This is a genomic window from Paracoccus haematequi, from assembly GCF_900631945.1.
Taxonomy (GTDB): Bacteria; Pseudomonadota; Alphaproteobacteria; order Rhodobacterales; family Rhodobacteraceae; genus Paracoccus; species Paracoccus haematequi_A.
The window spans coordinates 144,591-161,647 of the sequence record NZ_UZWE01000026.1; the positions used below are offsets into that span (position 1 = coordinate 144,591).

Consider the following 17,057-nt stretch of genomic DNA (forward strand, 5'->3'; position numbering starts at 1 on the left):
CGGGAGGCTTTCGGATCAACACCGCCCCGCGCCTTTGGTTGCGCCGCAGGAGGGGACGGCGACAGACGCGGGACGGAAGCGGTCAGATCTCCATCACCATGCGGCCTTCGATCTGGCCCTTGTGCATCCGGGCGAAGATGTCGTTCACATCCTCCAGCCGGGCCTTGTGGATGGTGGCCTTGACCTTGCCGTCGGCGGCGAAATCCAGCGATTCCTGCAAGTCCAGCCGGGTGCCGACGATGGATCCGCGCACGGTGACGCCGTTCAGGACCATGCCGAAGATGTCCAGCGGGAAATCCCCCGGCGGCAACCCATTCAGCGACACGGTGCCGCCCCGCCCGACCATGCCGACGGCCTGCTGGAACGCCTTGGGGCTGACGGCGGTAACCAGCACGCCCTGCGCGCCGCCATCGGTCTCCTTGCGGATCTTCGCCACCGGATCCTCGGTCATGGCATTGGCGGTGACGGTGGCGCCCAGCCTGCGGGCAAAGGCCAGCTTTTCGTCGTCGATGTCGACGGCGGCGACGTTCAGGCCCATCGCCTTGGCATATTGCACCGCCATATGGCCCAGGCCGCCGATGCCGGAAATGACCACCCAGTCGCCGGGCTTGGTGTCCGTCACCTTCAGCCCCTTGTAGACGGTGACGCCCGCGCACAGAACCGGCGCGATTTCGGCGAAATCGACGTTCTTGGGCAGATGGCCCACATAGTTCGGATCGGCCACCACATATTCCGCGAAACCGCCATTGACCGAATAGCCGGTGTTCTGCTGGCTTTCGCACAGCGTCTCCCATCCGCCCAGACAATGCTTGCAGAAGCCGCAGGCGGAATAGAGCCAGGGCACGCCCACCCGGTCGCCTTCTTTCACATGCCGGACGCCCTGGCCCACGGCGGAGACGAAGCCCACACCCTCATGCCCCGGAATGAAGGGGGGCTTCGGCTTGACGGGCCAGTCGCCCTCGGCTGCGTGAAGGTCGGTATGGCAGACGCCGGATGCCTTGATCTGCACCTGGATCATGCCGGGGCCGGGTTCGGGGATCGGCACCTCGTCAATCGACAGGGGTTTGCCGAATTCGCGCACGACGGCGGCTTTCATGGTTTTCGCCATGACGGTTCCTTTCAGCGGGGGGACGGGCCTTGCGGCCCGCCCCGGTGGCATGACGGCCAGCCGTCGTCAGAAGAAGCCCAGCTTCTTGGGGCTGTAGCTGACCAGCATGTTCTTGGTCTGCTGATAGTGGTCCAGCATCATCTTGTGGTTCTCGCGCCCGATGCCCGACTGCTTGTAGCCGCCGAAGGCCGCATGGGCCGGATAGGCGTGATAGCAGTTGGTCCAGACCCGGCCCGCCTTGATCGCGCGGCCGAAGCGGTAGCAGGTATTGGCTTCGCGCGACCAGATGCCCGCGCCCAGACCGTACAGCGTGTCATTGGCGATCGACAGCGCCTCGTCCTGGTCCTTGAAGGTGGTCACGGACACCACCGGGCCGAAGATTTCTTCCTGGAAGACCCGCATCTTGTTGTTGCCGCGGAACACGGTCGGCTTGATGTAATAGCCGCCCGACAGTTCCCCGCCATGGTCGGCCGCCTCGCCGCCGATCAGAACCTCGGCGCCTTCCTTGCGACCGATGTCGAAGTAGGAAAGGATCTTTTCCTTCTGCTCGGACGAGGCCTGCGCGCCGATCATCGTGGCGCTGTCGCGCGGATCGCCCTGCTTGATCGCCTCGACGCGTTTCAGCGCGCGTTCGATGAAGCGGTCGTAGATCGATTCCTGGATCAGCACGCGCGACGGGCAGGTGCAGACCTCGCCCTGGTTCAGCGCGAACATCGCGAAGCCTTCCAGGGCCTTGTCGAAGAAATCGTCATCCTCGCGCAGCACATCCTCGAAGAAGATGTTGGGCGACTTGCCGCCCAGCTCCAGCGTCACCGGGATCAGGTTTTCGCTGGCATATTGCATGATCAGCCGGCCGGTGGTGGTTTCCCCGGTGAAGGCGATCTTGGCGATGCGCGGATTGCTGGCCAAGGGCTTGCCCGCCTCAAGGCCAAAGCCGTTGACGACGTTCAGCACGCCCGGCGGCAGCAGGTCGGCGATCAGGTTCACGAAGACCATGATGCTGGCGGGAGTCTGTTCGGCGGGCTTCAGCACCACGCAGTTCCCGGCGGCCAGCGCGGGCGCCAGCTTCCACACCGCCATCAGCAGCGGGAAGTTCCACGGGATGATCTGGCCCACGACGCCCAGCGGTTCGTGGAAGTGATAGGCCACGGTGTCGTGGTCGATTTCCGAAATCCCGCCTTCCTGGGCGCGCAGCACGCCCGCGAAATAGCGGAAATGGTCGATGCCCAGCGGCAGGTCGGCGGCCATCGTCTCGCGGATCGGCTTGCCGTTGTCCCAGGTTTCCGCCGTCGCCAGCAGTTCCAGGTTCTGTTCCATCCGGTCGGCGATGCGCAGCAGGATCAGCGACCGTTCCGCGGCCGAGGTCCGGCCCCATTTGTCCTTGGCGGCATGGGCGGCGTCCAGCGCGGCCTCGATGTCGTCGGCGTTGGATCGGGCGATCTCGCCGATCTCGGCGCCGGTGATGGGGGTGGTGTTGGTGAAATACTTGCCCGACTTCGGCGCGGTCCACTGCCCGCCGATGAAGTTGTCGTAGCGCTTGGCAAAGGGCATCACGCCCACGCCCTTGAATTCGTGCGTCTGGTCGTTCGGCATCGTTTCCTCCTCTGGAAATAGCCCGGAGTCTCCCTCTCCGGGTATGGGTCACAGCTTGGCGGGTGCGCGATTCGTTGCAACCGCCCTTGCCGTGCCGTGACACAGCCCTGTCTCAACCATGAGACAGTCAGCCGGATTTTTCCGCCAGTCCCAGCCGGGACATGCGGCGATACAGCGTCGCCCGCCCGATCCCCAGGGCGCGCGCGGCGGCCGAGACATTGCCGTCGGACCGGGCCAGCGCGCGGACCACGGCGGCGCGTTCGGCCTTGTCGAAGCCGGTCAGATCGTCGCTGCGGCCCAGCAGGTCGGCGGCCGGGCGCGGGCGGATCGCGCCTTCGCGTTCCAGCCCCAGGGCGCGGCGCGCGGCGCGGGTGGCGCCGATGGCCAGGTCGTCCTGGTCCACCGCCAGCAGGACAGCGGCATCCGCCGTGTCGTCGGCCACGACGATGCGCGCGTCGGGAAAGCTGGCGCGGAAGAACACGGCTTCGATGGCCCGCGCGGTCTGCGCCACCTGGGCCGAGATCAGCCGGTTATAGCGTTCGGTCTGCTCGGCGCGGGCAGAGCTGACATCCAGCGCCGCCAGCAACCGCCCGTCCGGCCCCCAGATCGGCGCGTCCATGCAGGACATGCCGGTGTTGCGGGTATGGAAATGTTCGTCGCGATGGATGGTGACCTGCCGCCCCTCGGCCAGGCAGGTGCCGATGCCGTTGGTTCCCTGCACGGCCTCGGACCACAGCGTGCCCTGCCACAGCCCCCAGTCGCGGAACTGTTCGGCATCCGCGCCATTCACCCGCTGGTCCAGCACCACCCCGTCGGCATCGGTCAGCATCACGTTGCAGCCCGACAGCCCCACCAGATTGAACAACTGATCCAGTTGCGGGGCGGCCACGCGCAGGAACGGATCCATGGCCTGCCGACGCTGGCTCAGTTCCTCAAGCGTCAGCCGTTCGGGGCGGCGGGCGTCGGCCGGATCCAGCCCGTGCTTGAACAGCGACCGCCGCCATGACGCTGTCAGGGCCGAGGTCGCTGAATTCGACTGCGACTGTCTTGCGACGTAATCCGCGTGACGCATACCGGGCCGGCTCCTCCTCGGTCGGTAGCGGACAGTATAACATGCAAGTCGGCAATAGGACCAAGGGCTAATTGCCCCCGGTCCCCGCAGGCAGCCGCCAGGCCAGCACATAATCGCCCAGATCGGTGCCGATGGACCCGTGCCCGCCCGCGACCAGCACCACCATCTGCCGCCCCTGGCTGTCCAGATAGGTCATCGGCGTGGCCTGCCCGCCCGCAGGCAGACGCCCGCGCCACAGTTCGGCCCCGGTGGTCAGGTCATAGGCACGAAGATAGTTGTCCACGGCGGCGGCCAGGAAGACCACGCCCGACCCGGTGACGACCGGCCCGCCGATGCCCGGCATCCCCAGGGGCAGCGGGATCGGCAGCGGCGTCATGTCCATGGTGGTGCCGTTGCGGTGCTTCCAGGCGATCTCGCCGGTGCGCAGGTCGGCGCCCGCGACGAAGCCCCAGGGCGGCTGCTGGCAGGGCACACCGATGGGCGACAGGAACGGCCCCATCTCGACCGCATAGGGCGCGCCGGTGTTGGAATTCAGCCCCTGTTCGCCGGAATTGGTCGCCCCTTCCGCTTCGGCGGCAGGCACCAGGCGCGAGGTGAAGGCCAGTTGCAGCGGCATCCCGAACATCACCTGGCGGCGCGGATCGACGGCGATGCCGCCCCAGTTGAAGACCCCGAAATTGCCGGGATAGACGATCGTGCCTTGCAGCGACGGCGGCGTATAGCGGCCCTCATACCGCAACTGGCGGAACTGGATGCGGCACAGCATCTGGTCGACCAGCGTGGCGCCCCACATCTTCGATTCGGTCAGCGGTTCGGGCTCGAAGGACAGCGCGGAAACCGGCTGGGTCGGGGCCGCGAAATCCTCGGGGATGGTGCCTTGCGGCGCGGGGCGTTCGGTGATGGGCAGGATCGGCTCGCCCGTCTCGCGGTTCAGCACGTAAACGTCGCCCTGCTTGGTCGGCACGACCAGTGCGGGCACCCGGCCTTGCGGCATGTCCAGATCCAGCAGCGTCGGCTGGGCGGGCGTGTCCATGTCCCACAGATCGTGATGCACGAATTGCTGCACCCAGCGGGCCTGTCCCGTCGCCACATCCAGCGCCACCACGGAACTGGCATAAGTCTCCTCGGCCTCGTTGCGGAACATGCCCAACTGGTCGGGGGTGCGGTTGCCCATCGGCACATAGACCAGCCCCAGCCCCGGATCCGCGGACAGGGGCGCCCAGCTGTTGGGCGAGGACGGCGTATAGACCTGCGTCGGGTCGTTCACGTCGAAGGGCGCGGTGGCGTCGGGATTGCCGGAATCCCAGTTCCACAGCAGCCGCCCGTCGCGCACGTCATAGGCACGGATCACGCCCGAGGGTGCGTTGACATCATAGTTGTCGTTGACCGCGCCGCCGATCACCAGCGTGGTGCCGACGATGACCGGGGGCGAGGTCGAATAATAGAACCCCGCCTGCCGGAACGGCATGTTGTGGATCAGGTTCAACGATCCGTTGTCGCCGAATTCCGGGCACAGCGCGCCGGTGGTCGGATCGATGGCCAGCAGATGCGCGTCCGAGGTCGGCATGAACAGCCTTGTGTCGCATTGCACGTCGGGGGTGGCATCTGCGGCGACGGCGGGGGTCGCCGGGTGGTCGGTATCGGCAGGCAGGACCGCCGCCGGTCCGGCGGGGGCCGCGCCGCCGTCGCCCGGCCAATAGCTGACGCCCCGGCAGGTCTGATGCTGGCGCTGGCTCAGCGGGCTGATATCGGCCTTGTAGACCCAGCGTTCCGCGCCGGTATCGGCATCCAGCGCCACCAGCCAGTTATGCGGCGTGCACAGATACAGCGTGTTGCCGACCTTGATCGGGGTCGCCTGATAGGTCGTCTCGTCGGTATCCTCGGGCTGTTTCAGGTCGCCCGTCTGATAGGTCCAGGCGGTTTCCAGGGACGCCACGTTCTGCGCCGTGATCTGATCCAGCGGCGAAAAGCGCTGCCCGAAATCGGTTCGGCCATAGGCCAGCCAATCCTGCGGCCCGCCGGGCGGTCCCATGTCGGGATCGGCATTGGCGATCTGGTCGGGCAGCGCGCCCTTGATGTCATGCGGGTCGGTGGCAAGGCTGCCCAGCAGGCCCACCCCGGTGATCACCGTCACCGCCGCCAGCGCCGTCCACCCCGGACGCCGCCGCGCGCCGAAGGGCAGCAGCAGCAGAAGGCCCAGGATCAGGAACATCCCCATGCGGGACGCCAGCGCCCACCAGTCGTAACCCGATTCCCACAGCGACCAGGCTGCCAGCAGGATCAGAAAACCGGCATAGATCCATCGCGCCAGGTCGCTGCGGCGCAGGACGAAAACCGCCGTGACCAGCAGCGCCGCGCCGGAAAACCCGATGAAGGGCGATCCGCCCAGGGCGATCAGATAGATGCCGCCCGCCAACAGGATGACGCCGATCAGGCCAAAGACGATGGTCAGAAATACGCGCATGGGCTGTCCCCTTTCGAAAGGTGACGCCCAACCGGCGGTTGCGGTTCCCTGTCGGATCGGTTTCAGGCGGGCACGGCCATCGCCGCGCGCGGTCGATAGGGCGGCAGATCGACCCCCGGCCGATACAGCAGCGACTGCCCGTCATGGAACAGATGCAGCGCGGCGGGATCGGCGGTCAGGCGCACCGTCCGTCCGTTCAGGCCCGGATGGATGCCCGGCAGCTTGGCGATGACCGGCACGCCGCCGCCGCGCGTGCCGAAATACAGCAGCGTCACTTCGCCCAGGGCCTCGGTCAGGTCCACGGTGCCTTCGAAGATCGCGGGACCGTCCGTTTCGCGCATGTCCTCGGGGCGGACCCCGATGTTGACGCGCATCCCCTCGTCCCCCGCGCGGGTCGGGATCGCCGCCTGCGCGGTGCCGCCGCCATCAAGCTGGACGGTGGTCACGGGACCGGCGGCGGTCACGCGGCCGGGCAGCAGGTTCATGGCCGGGCTGCCGATGAAGCCCGCCACGAATTCGTTGACCGGGCGTTCGTACAGCTCCAACGGCGCGCCGACCTGGGCGATGCCGCCGCCCGCCAGAACCACGATCCGGTCGGCCAGGGTCATCGCCTCGGTCTGGTCATGGGTGACATAGATCATCGTCCGGTCGGGCATGGACGCCTTCAACTGCGCGATCTCGATCCGAGTCGCGACGCGCAGCGCGGCGTCCAGGTTCGACAGCGGCTCGTCGAACAGATACACCTTGGGATCGCGCACGATGGCCCGGCCGATGGCGACCCGCTGGCGCTGCCCGCCCGACAGGGCCTTGGGCAAACGGTCCAGATAGGGCGTCAGTTGCAGCATCCTTCCGGCGCGGTCGGTGGCCTCCTGCACCTCGGCTCGCGACTTGCCCGCGATCTTCAGCGCGAAGGCCATGTTGTCGCGCACCGTCATGTGCGGATAGAGGGCATAGGACTGGAACACCATGGCGATGCCCCGCTGGCTGGGCGGGATGTCGTTCATCCGCTGGCCGTCGATCTCCAGCGTGCCGCCGCTGATCCGTTCCAGCCCGGCGATCATCCGCAGCAGGGTCGATTTCCCGCAGCCCGAGGGGCCGACGAAGACGATGAACTCGCCCGACCGGATGTCCAGGTCGATGTCGCGCAGGACGTTCACCTCGCCATAGGATTTGGCGACATCGGTCAGTTTCAGATCGGCCATGGCGTCCTCCGTTGCACCCTATCCCTCGATGATCCGCACCTGCCACGGACGCAGGCCTCCGGCCGCGTCGTCCGAAAGGTTGGCGCGGATTTCCAGCGTCTGCTTGTCGTCGGCACGCGTGAAGGTCAGGATCGGCCCATTGACCGTCATGTCGGACATCGTGCCGCCGCGCAGCGCCGAATGCTTGCGCCGCAGCCCGATGGCCCAGCGGTAATGGTGCAGCATGGATTGCGCATCGGCTTCCTGCGCGACCACGGTGCGCTGCAAATGGGTATGGGGAATGGGCAACCAGGGCTTGGCCGTGGAAAAGCCGCCGTTCACGCCCATGTCCCAGACCATCGGCGTCCGGCAGCCGTCCCGGCCCTTGAATTCCGGCCAGAACTCCTTGCCATAGGGATCCTGCAAATCCTCGAAGGCGATCTCGGCCTCGGGCAGGCCCAGTTCCTCGCCCTGGTACAGGCAGACAGAGCCTTTCAGGCACAGCAGCACCGTCGCATAGGCCTTGGCAGCCTGGTCCGACAGGTTCCAGCGGCTGATGTGGCGCACCACGTCGTGGTTCGACATCGCCCAGCACGGCCAGGAATTCGGCGCGACGGAATGCAGGGCTTCGAACACCTCGGAGATGCGGGCAGCGGCAAGATCCTGGCCGGACAGGAAGTCGAAGACATAGGACATCTGCATCCGGCCCGCGACGCCGGTATATTCCTCCAGCAGTTCCAGGGCGCGTTCGCTGTCGCCGATCTCGCCGATCACGGCGGCGCCATAGCTGCGCAGCAGCGTCGCCATCCGTTCCAGGAAGGCGATGTTTTCGGGCTGCGACTTGTCGAACTTGTGGCTTTGGTGGTTGTAGGGATTGACCGCCGGGGCCGTGTCGGACTTCCGCAATTCCTTGGCCAAGGGCGGGTTGTCGCGCAGTTGCGCGTCGTGGAAGTAGAAGTTGACGGTATCCAGCCGAAAGCCGTCCACGCCCTTGTCCAGCCAGAACTTCGCCATGTCCAGCAATTCGTCCTGCACTTCCGGGTTGTGGAAGTTCAGGTCGGGCTGCGAGGCCAGGAAGTTGTGCAGATAATACTGTTCGCGCCGCGCATCCCACTGCCACGAGGTGCCGCCGAACATCGACAGCCAGTTGTTGGGCACGGTTCCGTCCGGCTTGGGATCGGCCCAGACATACCAGTCGGCCTTGGGATTGTCGCGGCTGGCCCGGCTTTCGATGAACCACGGATGCTGGTCCGAGGTGTGCGACATCACCAGATCGATCATCACTTTCAGGCCCAGTTCGTGGGCGCGTTCGATCAGGACATCGAAATCCTCCATCCGCCCGAACAGCGGGTCGACGCCGCGGTAATCGCAGACATCATAGCCGAAATCCTTCATGGGCGAGGTGAAGAAGGGCGAGATCCAGACCGCATCCACCCCCAGCGAGGCGACATAGGGCAGGCGCTGCGTGATCCCCGCCAGATCGCCGATGCCGTCGCCGGTCGTGTCCTGAAAACTGCGCGGATAGATCTGATAGATCACGCCGCCCTTCCACCAATCCACGGTCTTTTCCGTCAAGTCATCCACCTTTCACTGATCCGGCCAGCAATCCGCGAACCAGATATTTCTGCATCGCAAAGAACACGATCAGCGGCACCGCGATTGAGATGAAGGCCGAGGTGGCAAGGATCTCCCATTCCCCGCCCTTCGATCCCATCAATTCGCGCAAGACGCCGGTCATGACCAGTTGCTCCCTGGTATTGCCAAGGAAAACGGTCGCGACAAGCAGGTCGTTCCAGACCCACAGGAACTGGAAGATCGCGAAGCTGGCCAATGCCGGAAAAGACAGCGGAAGGATGATCTTGCGGAAGATCTGGAATTCGGTCGCGCCGTCCACGCGGGCGGATTCGATCACCTCTCGCGGCAGGCCGACCATGTAGTTGCGCAGAAGATAGATCGCCAAGGGCAGGCCGAAGCCGGTATGGGCCAGCCAGATCCCCAGGTATCCCTTGCCGATGCCCAGTTCGTTGTGCAGCCGCAGCAGCGGGATCAGCGCCACCTGCAAGGGCACGACCAGCAGCCCCACCACGGCGGCGGTCAGGATGGCGCGGCCCGGAAACTCCATCCAGGCCAGCGCATAGGCGGCGAAGGCCGCGATCAGGATCGGGATGACGGTCGCGGGGATCGTCACCGTCAGCGTGTTCATGAAGGCGCGGCCCAGCCCTTCGGCGGTCAGCACGCGGGCATAGTTTTCGGTGGTCAGCCGGGCGGGCGCCCCGGTGGTGACGAAGATCCGTTCGCCCCGGCGCATCTCGAACGGGGTGGGCGAGGTCATGCGATAGCTGCCGTCCGGGGCCACCGTGACCTGCCAGCCGTCGCCGATCTCGGCCGTCTCGCCGGGCTGGAAGGCGCCTGGTTCGCGGGCGCGGGTGCCCCAGGCGATCAGGGACTGGCCCTCCTCCAGCACGTTGCCCTCGATCACATAGGCGCCGTCCTGCTGGACCGCATCGTCGCCCGTGCCGGTGCGCACGAAGCCCGTCGCCTGCTGGGCGGAAAACGACTGCCACCAGCCCGAGGTCAGGATCTGGTCGCGATCCCGGAAAGACGACACCAGCAGGCCCAGCGTCGGGATGGTCCACAGCAGCACCAGCAGGAAGGCCGCGATGTTGACCGCCCAGACAAGACCCGATTTCTGTCCGGCCATGCCCTCCATCAGCGCACCTCCCGCCGGGCGTTGACGATGTTCCAGATCATGATCGGCGTGACCAGGATCATCAGGATGATGGCGATGGCCGATCCGCGCCCGTAATCGGGCGTGCCGCGGAACATCCAGTCATACATCAGGTTCGCCAGCACCTGCGTGCCCCATTGCCCGTTGGTCATCACGAACACGATGTCGAAGACCTTGAGCACGACGATGGTGATGGTGGTCCACACGACCGCGATAGTGCCCATGATCTGCGGCACCTTGATCTTGAAGAACACCTGCCAGGGGGATGCGCCGTCCAGGATCGCGGCCTCGATGGTTTCCTCGGGGATGCCGCGCAGGGCGGCGGACAGGATCACCATCGCGAATCCCGTCTGGATCCAGACCAGCACGATCATCAGGAACAGGTTGTTCCAGGGGATCAGCGTCAGCCACAACTGCGGCTCACCCCCCAGGGCCTGGACGATGGCGTTCAGCAACCCGATCTGGTTTTCGCCCGGCGCGCGGTATTCATAGATGAATTTCCAGATCACCCCGGCGCCGACAAAGCTGATCGCCATCGGCATGAAGATCAGCGACTTGCCGATATTGCCCCATTTCAGACGGTCGGTCAGCTGCGCCGCGATCAGCCCGAACAGCGTGGACAAAGCCGGCACCACCAACAGCCAGACCAGGTTGTTGCGCATGGATTCGCGGAATTTTCCGTCGTTCAGCAGCCAGGCGTAATTGCCGCCGCCCACGAAGTCGGTGCCCCGCGCATTGTGCAGCGACCGCCACAGGCTGTCGAAGATCGGATAGACCAGATAGACGCCCAGGAACAGGATCGCCGGACCCAGGAACAGCCAAGGGCGGATCTGGTTGGCCTTGCGGATATTGTCCCCGGCATTCGGCCCGCGCGGGGGATAGATGCGGTCCAGGATCAGGTTCGATCCCCAGAACCACGCCACGCAGCCGAAGACGCCGATGGCGATGGTGCTGACGGCCAGCCAGAACAGTTCCATTCCGATACCTCGTGAACCGACGACAGGCGCGGCGGCCGGCCCGCCGCGCCACGACCGTTATTTCAGCGTGGCCCAGGTCTGCTGGATCCGGTCGGCCACGTCCTGCGCGGAAGCGCCGCCGACGAAATTCACCATCCCCGTCCAGAACGCGCCCGCGCCGACCGCGCCCGGCATCAGGTCCGATCCATCGAAGCGGAACACCGTCGCGTCCAGCAGAACCTGCCCCAGCCGCCGCTGGGTGTCATCGGCATAGGCGTCCATGTTGACGCCGGTATAGGGCGTCGTGAATCCCGACTGCGCCATCCACAACTCATGCGCGGCGGGGGTTTTCAGGAAGTCGATGAAGGCCAGCGCCACCGGGTTGTCGGTGAAAACCCCGAACAGCGTGCCGCCGCCCAGCACCGGCTGGCCCAGGCTGCCGTCGGCGGGGGCGGGGAAATAGAAGAAATCCGCATCCTCGCCCACCACGGTGCCTTCGGGGAAGAAGGACGGGATGAAGCTGGCCTGCCGGTGCATGTAGCAGGCGGGCGGGCTGGCAAACAAACCGGCAGGGCTTTCGCGGAAATCGTTCGACGCGACGGATGCCGGGCCGCCCGCCACGAAATCGGGGTTCTTGGCGAACCAGCCGAACTCCTCGATGGCCTTGACGACCTTGGGATCGTTGAAGGGCAGCGCGTTGGTGGTCCAGGCGTCGTAATCCTCGGGCGTGTTCAGGCGCAGCATCAGATCCTCGACCCAGTCGGTGGCGGGCCAGCCGGTCGCCCCGCCCGACGCCAGGCCGATGCACCAGGGGGTTTCGCCGTCCGCCGCGATCTGTTCGGTCAGCGCCTTCAGATCCTCGTAGGTGGTGGGGATCTCGTATCCCGCATCCTCGAAGTTTTCCGGGACATACCAGACCAGCGACTTCACGTCGGCCTTGTAGGGGAAGGCGAAGAAATGTTCGGTTCCGTCCTTGCCCGCATAGGTGCCAAGCGCGGCCCAACTGTCGCCAGCCGCATAGTTGTCGCGCACCCATTGCGCGGTGTCCTCGCCCAGGTCGCGCAGGTATCCCTTGGATGCCAGATCCGCCGCCAGCCCCGGCTGCGGCAGCACGGCGATGTCGGGGGGCGAACCTGCCTCGCTGTCGATGACGATCTGCTGTTCGAAGCTGGTTGACCCGGAATAGTTCACGGTCGCGCCCGTCGCATCCTCGAAATAGGCCGCGATCGAGGTGAAAAGCTCTTGGTCCGGTCCCAGCCAGGGCGCCAGGATCGTCACGCTCTGGCCTTGCAGGTCGGGATGGGCGGCGCCGAAATCCTCGAGGCTCTGCCAGTCGATGCGGTCGTCGCTGCCCTTTTCGATCACCAGCTGCGCCTGGGCGCCGCCGGCCATCAGCGCGGCAATCGCCACGGTCGCATGAAACGATGTCCTCATGTCCTTCCCCCTTCGATCTCCGCATCTTATGCGCGAGAATTTGTGCCGATGGTCTCTTGATAAGACCCATCCTGTCAAACGCTTATTCCCATTCCAGTTCCTTGAAGGCGGCCGTCGCGTCGCGCGCGGCAGAGTCCGGGAAGGATGCCCAGTCCGATGCGAAGGGCTGCAAGGCGGCGACGATGGCGGGGACCGCCTGCGACAGGGGCAACCCCTGCGCGACGGCCTCTCGGGTGCTGGCGGCCAGGACAGTCAGGAATTCCCGCTGCGCGCCCACCGCCTGCGGCCAGTCCGCCGCGACCGGCCCGTGGCCCGGCACGATGGGACCGCCGGTCTGGCCCGCCGCCATCCAGTCCAGCCAACCGGGCAGCGATCCATCGACGATGGGGGTCAGCCCGCGAAACACCAGATCGCCCGCGAACAGCGTGCCGGTGGCGCTGTCGCGCACGGTCAGGTCGTTGTCGCTGTGCGCCGGGCCGGTCGCGGTCAGCGTCAGGATGCGCCCGCCCAGGTCGATGTCCAGCCGGTCCGCCACTTCGATGTCGGGCAGCACGACCCGCGTGCCGATCATCGGCCCCGGCCCGTACAGATCGGTCAGGTTGTCCAGATAGACCGGGCCGCGCGCCGCCAGAGCATCGCCCAGCCGGGCATGGCCGACGACGGCGGCGCCCGCCTCGCGGAAGACCTCGGCCCCGAAGGCATGGTCGGGGTGCATATGGGTGACGATCAGGTGGCTGATCGGCTTGTCGCTGATGCGGCGGATCGCCGCGAACAGGGCCTGCCCCTGCTGGCGGGATGCGCCTGCGTCGATCACCGCGATGCTGTCGCGCCCGATGACGAAGCCCAGGTTGGCGATCCAGCCGTCCGGGCTGTCCTCGAACTGGGCGATCTGGCCGATATGGACGTGGATTCCCTGGGCCACCGCCTGGACCGGCAGGGCGGGCAGGTCGGCCAGGGGCGCGCAGGACAGGCCCCCCTGGACCAGCGAGGGGCGGTCCCCCAGCCACGTGTCGGCGATTCGCGGCGCCTGAGCCTTGCAATCCGCCAGGGTCGCAAACGGCTGCGCGACCAGTGTCATGGGGGCGCAGGTCGGGGGATTGGCGGCAAGGCAGGCGGACAAGATGGCATGAAACATTGCCGGATCTTCCCAATGTGACGGGTTGCGCTTTCCAACTTTTCGTGACCTCCGACCTTAGTCGTGTTGAATCGCGTTGTCTCTGGGCTAACATCACAGACAGTCGCCATCCTGGCGGCCGTGGATTTGGAGGAAATGCATGGCTTGGACGAAACCCATCCTGAAAGAAATCGCCTGCGGCATGGAAATCAACATGTACGCCCCGGCCGAGGACGAACCCGTCCTGTTCTGAAGCGTTCGCTTCAGGCATCATGACCGGCCCCGTCCGACGCGATCGGGCGGGGTCTTTTCGTCAGGGGGATCATGCGGATCATCGTGCTGGGCGCAGCGGCGGGCGGCGGCCTGCCGCAATGGAACTGCGGCTGCGGCAACTGCAACGCCGCGCGGGTCGGGCGTATTCCGGCGATGACGCAAAGCTCGGTCGCGGTCAGCGCGGATGGGCGGGACTGGGCGATCCTGAACGCCTCGCCCGACATCCGCGCGCAACTGGCGGCGACGCCCGCGCTGCATCCGACCGGGCTGCGCGACATGCCGCTGCGCTCGGTGCTGGTCACGAACGGCGATATCGACCATGTGGCGGGGCTGCTGACGCTGCGCGAAAGCCAGCCGTTTGCGCTGTATGCGACGCCCGCGATCCATGCGGCGCTGTCCGCGAACCCGATGCTGGCCGCCCTGCGCGAGGATCTGGTGCCGCGCCGGACCGTGGCCTTGGACCAGTCCATCGACCTGGCGCCGGGGCTCACCGCCACGCTGTTCGCGGTGCCGGGCAAGGTGCCGCTGTATCAGGAAGGCGCGGTGGTCGAGACCGGCCTGGTCGGCGAAACCACTGTGGGCGTGGAACTGGCGGCGAACGGGCGCCGCGCGCTGTATATCCCCGGCTGCGCCGACCTGCCGGGCTGGCTGCTGGACCGCATCGCTGGCGCCGACCTGCTGATGTTCGACGGCACCCTATGGGAGGATGACGAGATGATCCGCATGGGCCTGGGCCAGAAGACCGGCCTGCGCATGGGCCACATTCCGGTGGTGGACACGATTGCCGCCCTGCGCGGCTTGGCCGTCGGGCAGCGGGTCTTCGTCCACATGAACAATTCGAACCCGCTGACCGATCCCGGCAGCACGCAGACCGCCGAAGCGCAGGCCGCTGGCTGGCAGATCGGCCGCGACGGAATGGAGATCACGCTGTGAAGGATATTCGCGACACCGCCCAATCGCGCGAGGATTTCGAGGCCCGGCTGCGCGCCATCGGCGCCGAACGCTATCACGACCGCCATCCGTTCCACGAACGGCTGCATGGCGGCCATTGCACCCCGGACGAGGTTCGCGCCTGGGTCATCAATCGCTGGATGTATCAGTCTCGCATCCCGATGAAGGACGCGGCCTTCATGTCGCGGGTGGAAGACCCGGACCTGCGCCGCGCCTGGCGCAAGCGGATCGAGGATCACGACGGCGGCACCACCGAAGGCGGCGGCATCCGCCGCTGGCTGGCCCTGGCGCAGGCTGTGGGGCTGGACCCCGATTATGTCGCCAGCGGGGTGGGCATCATGCCCGCGACGCGTTTCGCGGTGGACGCCTATGTCCGCTTCGTCCGCGACATGCCCTTGCTGGACGCGGTGGCCGCCAGCCTGACGGAACTGTTCGCGCCGAAAATCCACGCCCAGCGGATCGAGGGGCTGCTGGCCCATTACGATTTCGCCGACGACGCCAGCCTGTCCTATTTCAAGAAGCGCCTGACCGAGGCGCCCGAGGACGTGGCCTTCGGGCTGGATTATGTCCTGACCCATGCCGACACGCTGGAAAAACAGGACGCGGCGGCGGCGGCGCTGATCTTCAAGACCGACGTGCTGTGGGCGCAGCTTGACGCGCTGTGGCACGGTTATGTCGAGGGCAACATCCCGCCGGGCGCCTGGCGGCCGGGAGAGGGGATGGCAAAATGAACGCCCAGCCAGCCCCCCCAAGGCCAGCCGCCCTGATCGAACCCGACGACATTCCCTATCTGCCGCGCGGCGTGCGGCTGGCGGATGACCGGGTGCGCGGCATCCGCGTCTTGCAGGCCCCCGAACGGGCCATGCAGCTGGACGCCATCGGCGATGCGATCCTGTCGGAACTGGACGGCCGTCGCAGCATGGCCGGGATCGTCCATGACCTTGCCGCGCGCTATAACGCGCCCGACGATCAGATCGCGGGCGACGTGCGCGATTTTCTGACCGGACTGATCGAACGGCGCATGGTCTTTGTGAAGGACAGGTCATGAAGGACCAGCAGCATCAGCCCCGCGACCTGGACGGCAACCCCGTCACCCCCGGCCTGCCCATGGCCATGCTGGCCGAGGTGACGCATCGCTGCCCGCTGGCCTGCCCCTATTGTTCGAACCCCGTGGAACTGACCCGCGCCGCCCAGGAACTGACCGCCGACGACTGGGGCCGGGTGTTTCGCCAGGCCGCCGACCTGGGGGTGTTGCAGGTCCATGTCTCGGGCGGGGAACCCGGCGCGCGGCGGGATCTGGCGCAGATTGTGGCTCACGCGCGCGATGCGGGCCTGTATGTGAACCTCATCACCTCGGGCATCGGCATCACCCGCGACCGGCTGGAAGAACTGGACCGTGCGGGCGTCGATCACGTGCAACTGTCCTTGCAGGGGATCCGCCCCGACATGGCCGACCGGATCAGCGGCCATCCCGGATCCTGGGACAAGAAGATGGGTTTCGCCGACTGGGTGCGCGACATCGGCTTCCCGCTGACCATCAACGCCGTGGTCCATCGCCAGAACCTGGAACGCCTGCCCGACATGATAGACTTGGCCGAACGGCTGGGCGCCCGCCGGATCGAGGTCGCGACGGTGCAGTTTCACGGCTGGGCGGATCTGAACCGCCGCGCGCTGATGCCCACCCGCGACCAGGCGGCCATGGCGCGGCAGGTGGTGAACGACGCGCGCATCCGGCTGCGCGGGCGGATGGTCATCGACTATGTTCCCGCCGACCACCACGCCGTCTATCCCAAGGCCTGCATGGGCGGCTGGGGATCCACCGGCCTGAACGTCGCGCCCGACGGAACCGTCCTGCCCTGCCACGCCGCGCAGTCGATCACCTGGATGCGCTTCGAGAATGTGCGCGACCGGGATCTGGACGACATCTGGCTGAATTCGGACAGCTTCAACGCCTTTCGTGGCACCGCCTGGATGCCCGAACCCTGCCAGGGCTGCGACCGCAAGACCGTGGATTTCGGCGGCTGCCGCTGCCAGGCCATGGCGCTTGCGGGCGATGCGCGGGCGACCGATCCTGTCTGTTCGCGGTCGCCCTTCCACGCCGACGTGGTGGCCCGCGCCGAGGCCGATGCCCAGGCCGACCCCGCCGACTTCATCTATCGCCGCATGAAAAAAGGGGATTAGAC

15 protein-coding genes are annotated in these 17,057 nt (G+C 66.5%); 5 read left to right on the plus strand and 10 right to left on the minus strand.

What is annotated here, in order from left to right:
- Positions 1-82: 82 nt before the first annotated feature.
- The 10 genes from adhP to PARHAE_RS07790 form a co-directional block, all read right to left on the minus strand.
- Positions 83-1,108, minus strand: coding sequence for an alcohol dehydrogenase AdhP (adhP, locus tag PARHAE_RS07745; protein WP_126154034.1), 1,026 nt, complete (start codon positions 1,106-1,108; stop codon positions 83-85).
- 66 nt (positions 1,109-1,174) lie between these two features.
- Positions 1,175-2,701, minus strand: coding sequence for an aldehyde dehydrogenase (adh, locus tag PARHAE_RS07750; protein WP_126154035.1), 1,527 nt, complete (start codon positions 2,699-2,701; stop codon positions 1,175-1,177).
- A gap of 127 nt (positions 2,702-2,828) precedes the next feature.
- The gene (locus PARHAE_RS07755) at positions 2,829-3,773 is read right to left on the minus strand and encodes a GAF domain-containing protein (protein WP_126154036.1); all 945 of its coding nucleotides are present in this window, start codon (positions 3,771-3,773) and stop codon (positions 2,829-2,831) included.
- A 67-nt stretch (positions 3,774-3,840) separates the two neighbouring features.
- Positions 3,841-6,237 carry a membrane-bound PQQ-dependent dehydrogenase, glucose/quinate/shikimate family gene (locus tag PARHAE_RS07760; RefSeq protein ID WP_126154037.1) on the minus strand — a complete coding sequence of 799 codons (2,397 nt, stop codon included), beginning with the start codon at positions 6,235-6,237 and terminating at the stop codon, positions 3,841-3,843.
- A gap of 62 nt (positions 6,238-6,299) precedes the next feature.
- Positions 6,300-7,439 (minus strand): ABC transporter ATP-binding protein, encoded by a 1,140-nt coding sequence (locus PARHAE_RS07765; RefSeq protein ID WP_126154038.1) that lies wholly within the window; start codon positions 7,437-7,439, stop codon positions 6,300-6,302.
- A gap of 18 nt (positions 7,440-7,457) precedes the next feature.
- The gene (locus PARHAE_RS07770; RefSeq protein WP_420899392.1) at positions 7,458-9,002 is read right to left on the minus strand and encodes an alpha-amylase family glycosyl hydrolase; all 1,545 of its coding nucleotides are present in this window, start codon (positions 9,000-9,002) and stop codon (positions 7,458-7,460) included.
- On the minus strand, positions 8,995-10,128 hold the full coding sequence (locus PARHAE_RS07775; RefSeq protein ID WP_126154040.1) for a carbohydrate ABC transporter permease: 1,134 nt from the start codon (positions 10,126-10,128) through the stop codon (positions 8,995-8,997). The genes PARHAE_RS07770 and PARHAE_RS07775 overlap by 8 nt, the downstream gene beginning before the upstream one ends.
- Positions 10,128-11,123 carry a carbohydrate ABC transporter permease gene (locus tag PARHAE_RS07780; RefSeq protein ID WP_126154041.1) on the minus strand — a complete coding sequence of 332 codons (996 nt, stop codon included), beginning with the start codon at positions 11,121-11,123 and terminating at the stop codon, positions 10,128-10,130. Before PARHAE_RS07780 ends, PARHAE_RS07775 begins: the two co-directional genes overlap by 1 nt.
- A gap of 57 nt (positions 11,124-11,180) precedes the next feature.
- Positions 11,181-12,536: an ABC transporter substrate-binding protein gene (locus tag PARHAE_RS07785; protein ID WP_126154042.1), complete on the minus strand. Its 1,356-nt coding sequence runs from the start codon at positions 12,534-12,536 to the stop codon at positions 11,181-11,183.
- An 82-nt stretch (positions 12,537-12,618) separates the two neighbouring features.
- Positions 12,619-13,671 carry a quinoprotein relay system zinc metallohydrolase 2 gene (locus PARHAE_RS07790; RefSeq protein ID WP_126154043.1) on the minus strand — a complete coding sequence of 351 codons (1,053 nt, stop codon included), beginning with the start codon at positions 13,669-13,671 and terminating at the stop codon, positions 12,619-12,621.
- Positions 13,672-13,810: 139 nt separating this feature from the next.
- On the opposite strand from PARHAE_RS07790, the gene pqqA reads away from it, so the two are divergent.
- The 5 genes from pqqA (at position 13,811) to pqqE (ending at position 17,055) form a co-directional block, all read left to right on the plus strand.
- Positions 13,811-13,903: a pyrroloquinoline quinone precursor peptide PqqA gene (gene pqqA, locus PARHAE_RS07795; RefSeq protein ID WP_043131127.1), complete on the plus strand. Its 93-nt coding sequence runs from the start codon at positions 13,811-13,813 to the stop codon at positions 13,901-13,903.
- 71 nt (positions 13,904-13,974) lie between these two features.
- Positions 13,975-14,856, plus strand: coding sequence for a pyrroloquinoline quinone biosynthesis protein PqqB (gene pqqB / locus PARHAE_RS07800; RefSeq protein ID WP_126154044.1), 882 nt, complete (start codon positions 13,975-13,977; stop codon positions 14,854-14,856).
- Positions 14,853-15,605: a pyrroloquinoline-quinone synthase PqqC gene (gene pqqC / locus PARHAE_RS07805; protein ID WP_241232714.1), complete on the plus strand. Its 753-nt coding sequence runs from the start codon at positions 14,853-14,855 to the stop codon at positions 15,603-15,605. The genes pqqB and pqqC overlap by 4 nt, the downstream gene beginning before the upstream one ends.
- Complete coding sequence (pqqD, locus tag PARHAE_RS07810) at positions 15,602-15,922, plus strand: pyrroloquinoline quinone biosynthesis peptide chaperone PqqD (protein WP_126154045.1); 321 nt, start codon at positions 15,602-15,604, stop codon at positions 15,920-15,922. The genes pqqC and pqqD overlap by 4 nt, the downstream gene beginning before the upstream one ends.
- Positions 15,919-17,055, plus strand: a complete 1,137-nt coding sequence (pqqE, locus tag PARHAE_RS07815; RefSeq protein WP_126154046.1) for a pyrroloquinoline quinone biosynthesis protein PqqE — start codon at positions 15,919-15,921, stop codon at positions 17,053-17,055. Before pqqD ends, pqqE begins: the two co-directional genes overlap by 4 nt.
- The last annotated feature ends 2 nt before the right edge of the window (positions 17,056-17,057 follow it).